This window comes from Lentzea aerocolonigenes (genome assembly GCF_000955955.1).
Lineage (GTDB): Bacteria > Actinomycetota > Actinomycetes > Mycobacteriales > Pseudonocardiaceae > Lentzea > Lentzea aerocolonigenes_A.
Map to the genome: position 1 here is coordinate 1 of NZ_JYJG01000583.1, position 5,862 is coordinate 5,862.

The window sequence follows — 5,862 nt, forward strand, 5'->3', positions numbered from 1 at the left end:
CTCACGTGGATGAAGGAGCCCTTCATCGAAAACAGGTGCTTAGCAAAGGCCGCCTTTATCAACTGATGAGGGCGGCCTTTACTCTGTTTCAGTGACGCTGACTGCCCCACCACGGTTGCTGTTCGTGCATGCCCATCCCGACGACGAGAGTCTGTGGACAGGCGGCACGATCGCTCGCTACGCCTCAGCAGGCGCGCACGTCACTGTCGTCACCTGCACGCTGGGGGAAGAGGGCGAGATCATCCCGCCCGCGCTGGCGCATCTGGCCGCCGACGCAGCCGACCAGCTGGGCGGGTACCGCGTGGGCGAGCTGAGATCAGCCTGCGCCGCGCTCGGCGTGACGGACCACAGGTTCCTCGGCGGCATCGGCAGATGGCGCGACTCCGGCATGGTCGACGTGCCGTCCAACGCGAAGGCGCGCGCGTTCATCCAGGGATCCCTCGAGGACCAGACGGCCCAGCTGGTCGAGATCCTGCGCGAGGTCAAGCCTCAGGTCGTCGTGAGCTACGACGCGTTCGGTGGCTACGGCCACCCGGACCACATCCGCGCGCACGAGATCACCGTGGCCGCGTGTGCTGTCGTTTCCGAGGTCGAGCGGGTGTTCTACGCGGTGACGTCCCGCGACGCGACGAACGCCGGGGTGGCCGCGCTGGAGAACGTGCCGGAGGCGTTCCGGCTGCCCGAGCCCGGCGAGCTGCCGGTGACGCCAGATGAAGAGATCACAACGGTTGTCGACGTGTCCGAGCACCTGACGGCGAAGCGACGCGCTTTGCGTGCACACTCGACGCAGGTCAGTGTGTGGGACGACGGGTACGCGTTGTCGAACAACATCGCGCAGCCGCTGGTCGGCGCGGAGTTCTACGTGCTGGCCAAGGGCTCCGCGGAGGGCGCGGCCACAGATCTGTTCGGAGGACTGGGTGATCGCTAGCGCGCGAGTCGTCCTACTGCTGCTCCTGTGCGTGGAGGCAGCAGTGCTCGCCGTGCTGGAAACGATGTTCCTGCCCCTGCGCTTCGACGGCACGCTGCTGCCGAAGGCGGGGGACTTCCCGTTCCCGATCGCCATCGCGGTGGCCGCCCTCACCACGCCGTTGCTGGTGCAGTGGGCGGCCTCGCTGTCCGAGCGGGTGCTGTCCGCCGCGCTGCCGTTGATCACCTGGTTCCTGACGCTGATGATCTTCGGCTACTTCGAGCCGGGCCGCGTCTCCGGACAGGCCTTGTTGCTGCAGGACTGGCGCGGCCTGCTGATGCTCGCCGGTGGCGCGCTGACGGGTGCGGTGGCCGTGGGTGCCGTGATGGCGCGCAACGCGGCCAACCGCCCCGGCCTCTACGAGACCGCGGGCACCCAGTAGCGGTAGCGGTGGTGTTCGGTGCAGCCGAGCTCCTCGTAGAGCCGGATCGCCGCCTCGTTGTGCTCGGCCACCTGCAGCGCGCACGTCGTGGCGCCCTGCTGCACGCCCCAGCCCGCCAGTTCGCCCATCAGCTGCCGTGCCAGGCCCTTGCGGCGGTGTGACGGCCGCACGGCGAGGCGGGCGACGTGCAGGATGTCCTCGACGACGGCACCCCGGACGGCCGCGATGACCGTGCCGTCCTCGATCAGGCTGGCGAAGCAGACGTTCTCGCTCGAGCCGAGCACGTGCCGTTGGGCGGCGGTGACCTCGGATCCGGCCGTCATGTCCCACCATCCGGGAAGATCACGACTTTCCGCTACGCCGTCGGCGAACTTCTCCAGCGGACCGGTCATCACCAGCGACTCCGCACCGCCGGGGTGATCGAGATCCACGGTCCAGCCCGCGTCGCGGATCGCTCGTTCGCTGCTTGAGGCGTTCACCACGTGCGCGGTGGGTTTGATGCCGTGCTCGCGCGCGAACCCAACCGTCGCGGCCAGCGCGTCCGGAATCGGCATGCCGGGATCACCGCAGGTCAGCGTGCTGTTGGCGCGACCGGTGAACCCGTCTGCGGCGCGCATCGACCAGTCTCCTAGCCGGACTTCTGCCAGGGCGGGCCATGCTTGGGCGCAGAGCGATTCCAGGTGATCCACGGTGTGCACGCGTTCATCCTGACCCAAGCCCGTCTCAGCTGATGGAGTGACGTGGAACACCGTGCAGCTAAGGCAAGCCTGACCGGGTGATACTCGAACGTGCCGCGTACTCTCCGGCTTGCGCGGTGTGGACCAGAGAAGTTGGAGAGCGCAGTGACTTATGTGATCGCCCAGCCGTGCGTAGACCTGCTCGACAAGGCGTGCATCGAAGAGTGCCCCGTCGACTGCATCTACGAAGGCGACCGGATGCTCTACATCCACCCGGACGAGTGTGTGGACTGTGGCGCGTGCGAACCCGTGTGCCCGGTGGAAGCCATCTACTACGAGGACGACGTCCCCGACGAGTGGAAGGACTACACCAAGGCGAACGCGGACTTCTTCGTCGAGCTCGGCTCGCCCGGTGGCGCGTCGAAGGTCGGCAAGGTCTCCGCCGACCCGGAGTTCGTGAAGGTGCTCGAGCCGCAGGCTGAGGGGCATTGATCATCGACCGCCGAGGTCCGGCCCTGCCGGACTTCCCGTGGGACTCGCTGTCCGACCACGCCGCCAAGGCGCGCAAGCACCCCGGTGGCGTGGTCGACCTGTCCGTCGGCACGCCCGTCGACCCGGTGCCCGCGGTGATCCAGTCCGCGCTGCAGTCGGTCGCCGACATCCCCGGCTACCCGACGACCCACGGCACTCCCGAGCTGCGCGCGGCCTTCGTGGCCGCGGTCGAGCGGCGCTACGGGATCGTGGGGCTGTCCGCCGACGCGGTGCTGCCGACCATCGGCTCCAAGGAGCTGGTCGCGTGGCTGCCTACGCTGCTCGGCGTCGGTCCCGGCGACATCGTGGCCGTGCCTTCCGTGGCGTACCCGACGTACGAGGTGGGCGCGCTGCTCGCGGGTGCGACCGTGGTGCGCCTGGCCGACGGGGAGAAGCCGCCTGCCGGGACGCGGCTGGTGTGGCTGAACTCGCCGTCGAACCCGACCGGGCGCGTGCTGTCCGCTTCGCAGCTGCATGACGCTGTTGAGGCCGCACGGGCTGTTGGCGCGGTGGTCGCGTCCGACGAGTGCTACCTCGCGCTGCCGTGGGACGCCTCGCCGGTGTCGGTGCTGCATCCGTCCGTTGTGGACTCTTTCGACGGTGTTCTCGCCGTGCACTCGCTGTCGAAGTCGTCCTCGCTGGCGGGCTACCGGGCCGGGTTCATCACCGGCGACCCGGAGCTGATCGCGGGCCTGCTGGAGCTGCGCAAGCACGCGGGCATGATCGTGCCGCGGCCGGTGCAGGAGGCCATGCGGGCTGCGTTGGAGGACGACGCGCACGTGGTCGAGCAGCGTGCTCGGTACCTGGCTCGTCGTGAGGTCCTGAAGCCCGCCCTGGAGGCGGCCGGGTTCACGGTGTCGCACTCCGAGGCGGGGCTGTACCTGTGGTCGTCACGCGGTGAGGACGCCTGGGAGACGATCTCCTGGCTGGCCGATCGCGGGATTCTCGCCGCTCCCGGCACGTTCTACGGACCTGCTGGTGCCCAGCACGTGCGGATCGCATTGACCGCTACGGATGAGCGGATCGCGGCGGCTGCAGAGCGCCTCAGCGCTTGATCTTCAGGGCTTGAGAGCCGACCAGACTCTTCGCGTGAACTGGTTGGGCGGCACCGCGTCTGTCGTGAGCCGGACGCTCGTGCTGATCGAGTCGCCGCTCAGCCCGAGGCCCAGCACCAGGTGCCAGTGCAGGTCCCACAGGTCCTGGAACGCGTCCAGCTCCACGTCGGCATCGGCGCTCACGTGGAGCACGGCCGGTTCCGCGACCCGGACGACCCGCTCGACCGCCCGCACGTCCCGCGTGTTGGTGCGGAAGCTGAAGGCCAGGTCGACCGTCTCGCTGTCCAGCCCGTACGTGGCGTACGAGTGGCAGCGGTGGTGCGGGAGCGACAGCGGCTGGTTCGTCTCCAGGTAGAGGTCGCCCTCGAACCGCAGCGTCGGCGAGTGCTGGCTGAGGGTGGCTCGGGCGCTGACGAACTCCCAGCCGGGCATGTCCAGCTTGGGGACCAGCAGTTCGAGGACCTCGCCGCGTCGTGCTGATCGGGTGCGTTCGCCTGAGCGCCACGGGATTTCCCTGCTGTAGGGCTCCTTCTTCGTGACGAACACGTACGGCGCGTTGTCCGTCTGCAGGCTCAGGACGACGACTGTGCGCCTCGGTGCCCAGTCGAACGCGACCGTGGTGAGGCCGGGCGCGACGCCGTCGAAGTGGCTCTCCACCCTGGGCCACCAGCTCGACAGCTCCTCGGCCGGCGCGCCCTTGACGTAGCGGCCCTTCTCGTCGACGCCGACGATCCACATGGCCTCTGAGCCTCTTGCAGCGTTGCAGAGGGCGGCGATCTGCCTGGCCGCTTTGCCGTGGTCGATCGGCCACTGCGTCTTGAACTCCACGAAGGAGTCCTCCGACTGCGCCCCCTCCAGGGCACGCTCGATGGCGGCGCGAGCGTTCAACTCGAGTCGCTGTTTCAGCACGTGCACCTCCCTGAGTTGGCAAGGGCCCAGCCTGCCTCAGCAGACCGGGCCCCAGACACTGAATTCTCTCCTTGAAGCGGCTGTGCTCAGTCGTTCGCGTGCAGCGCGGCGTTCAGCTCGACGCCAGTGCCTTTTCGGGGTTTGACCAGGACCGTGCCCGTGACCGAGTCGCGGATGAAGAGCAGGTTGTTCTGGCCGCTCAGGGTGAGGGCCTTGACGACCTCGCCGTTCGGGCCGGTGACCTTGGTGCCTGCGGTGATGTAGAGGCCGGCTTCGACCACGCAGTCATCGCCCAGGGAGATGCCCAGGCCCGCGTTCGCGCCGAGGAGGCAGCGTTCGCCGACACTGATCACCTGCTTGCCGCCGCCGGAGAGGGTGCCCATGATCGAGGCGCCGCCGCCCACGTCCGAGCCGTCGCCGACGATCACGCCGCCGGAGATCCTGCCCTCGACCATGCTGTTGCCCAGGGTGCCGGCGTTGAAGTTGACGAAGCCCTCGTGCATCACGGTGGTGCCGGCTGCCAGGTGGGCACCCAGGCGGACCCGGTCCGCGTCGGCGATTCGGACGCCGCTCGGGACCACGTAGTCGACCATGCGCGGGAACTTGTCGATGCCGTAGACGGTGACCGGGCCGCGGACTCGCAGGCGGGTCCTCGTCTGCTCGAAGCCGTCCACTGCGCAGGGGCCGTGGTTCGTCCAGACGACGTTGGTCAGGAGACCGAACAGGCCGTCCAGGTTGGCGCCGTGGGGGCGGATCAGGCGGTGGCTGAGGAGGTGGAGCCTGAGCCACACGTCGTAGGTGTCCCGTGGCGGCTGGGTCAGGTCGGTGGTGACCTTTACGCCGACCACTTCGACGTTGCGTTCTGGGTCTTCGCCCAGGAGTTTTGCCGCTGATTCGCCCAGAGCTTCCGCGATTTCCGCGGAGGAGACGCGGGTGGTGGTCAGGCCCGCTGACTCTGCTGCCACCTCGGCCGCTACCTCTGCCGGGGCGTCGGTCAGGGCAGGGGACGGGTACCAGGTGTCTAGGACGGTGCCGTCCGGGGTCACTGTGGCCAGGCCGATGCCGTATGCGGTGCTCACGGGTGTTGAGCCTAGTCCGGGTGCGACTGTTCTGTTGCCGTCCCCCTGGCGCGGTGGCGGGTTCCTGTTGCGGGTCCGTAGGTGGGCGCGTTTTGTGCTTACCTGGCGGTTGCGAACCGCGAGTCCCGTGCTTACCTGGCGGTTGCGAACCGCGATTTGGGCTGGTGGTCGCCTTGCGGGCGGCGACCGTGCGGTTGCGTGCTTCCCCCTGTGGGCTCTGCCCCCAAACCCCCGCCAATCTGATCGGGGGGCACCACGCCCC

General features: G+C 68.6%; 7 protein-coding genes. 4 read left to right on the forward strand and 3 right to left on the reverse strand.

Annotation, left to right across the window (positions count from 1 at the left end):
- The first annotated feature begins 91 nt into the window (after positions 1-91).
- A complete protein-coding gene (mshB, locus tag UK23_RS47475) occupies positions 92-928 on the forward strand; it encodes an N-acetyl-1-D-myo-inositol-2-amino-2-deoxy-alpha-D-glucopyranoside deacetylase (protein WP_045318459.1) in 837 nt (278 codons plus the stop codon).
- On the forward strand, positions 918-1,349 hold the full coding sequence (locus UK23_RS47480; RefSeq protein WP_052685681.1) for a hypothetical protein: 432 nt from the start codon (positions 918-920) through the stop codon (positions 1,347-1,349). The genes mshB and UK23_RS47480 overlap by 11 nt, the downstream gene beginning before the upstream one ends.
- Here UK23_RS47480 and UK23_RS47485 read toward each other — a convergent pair.
- Positions 1,325-2,098 carry a GNAT family N-acetyltransferase gene (locus UK23_RS47485; protein WP_419503940.1) on the reverse strand — a complete coding sequence of 258 codons (774 nt, stop codon included), beginning with the start codon at positions 2,096-2,098 and terminating at the stop codon, positions 1,325-1,327. The genes UK23_RS47480 and UK23_RS47485 overlap by 25 nt on opposite strands.
- 93 nt (positions 2,099-2,191) lie before the next feature.
- Between UK23_RS47485 and fdxA the strand changes: the two genes are divergently transcribed.
- Positions 2,192-2,518 carry a ferredoxin gene (gene fdxA, locus UK23_RS47490; RefSeq protein WP_045318461.1) on the forward strand — a complete coding sequence of 109 codons (327 nt, stop codon included), beginning with the start codon at positions 2,192-2,194 and terminating at the stop codon, positions 2,516-2,518.
- 2 nt (positions 2,519-2,520) lie between these two features.
- On the forward strand, positions 2,521-3,612 hold the full coding sequence (gene dapC, locus UK23_RS47495; RefSeq protein ID WP_045318465.1) for a succinyldiaminopimelate transaminase: 1,092 nt from the start codon (positions 2,521-2,523) through the stop codon (positions 3,610-3,612).
- Between the two features lie 3 nt (positions 3,613-3,615).
- On the opposite strand, the gene UK23_RS47500 is transcribed toward dapC, so the two are convergent.
- Together UK23_RS47500 and dapD are read right to left on the reverse strand one after the other, a co-directional pair.
- Positions 3,616-4,521, reverse strand: a complete 906-nt coding sequence (locus UK23_RS47500; RefSeq protein ID WP_156213904.1) for a hypothetical protein — start codon at positions 4,519-4,521, stop codon at positions 3,616-3,618.
- An 86-nt stretch (positions 4,522-4,607) separates the two neighbouring features.
- The gene (gene dapD, locus UK23_RS47505) at positions 4,608-5,600 is read right to left on the reverse strand and encodes a 2,3,4,5-tetrahydropyridine-2,6-dicarboxylate N-succinyltransferase (RefSeq protein WP_045318463.1); all 993 of its coding nucleotides are present in this window, start codon (positions 5,598-5,600) and stop codon (positions 4,608-4,610) included.
- Positions 5,601-5,862: the final 262 nt, after the last annotated feature.